The sequence below is a fragment of the Winogradskyella sp. ABM4_392 genome, from assembly GCF_056160445.1.
The window spans coordinates 1-222 of sequence record NZ_JBSWXE010000036.1 but is presented as its reverse complement, the minus strand read 5'-3'; the positions used below and the strand labels follow the sequence as shown (position 1 = coordinate 222).

At 42.8% G+C, this 222-nt stretch carries 1 protein-coding gene; it reads right to left on the bottom strand.

Going from position 1 to position 222, the window contains the following annotated elements:
* The coding region (locus ACXAFS_RS15370; RefSeq protein WP_475308067.1) for an HYR-like domain-containing protein at positions 1-222 on the bottom strand (222 nt) is incomplete at both ends.

Sequence of the window (222 nt, the reverse complement as noted above, 5' to 3'; positions counted from 1 at the left end):
GACCACTGTAATGGTTTGGTCAGCAGAAACGCTGTTACCACACTCATCCGTTACAGTCCAAGTTCTAACAATAGTTTTCGTATTACCACAAGCGGCAGTCTCAACATCCGACTCAGTAATGGTTACAGTACCACAAGTATCTGCACCAGTAGCAACACCAGTATTAGCAGAAGACTCATCTTCAGTACATTCAATTGTAATATCCGCAGGAACGTTGATTGT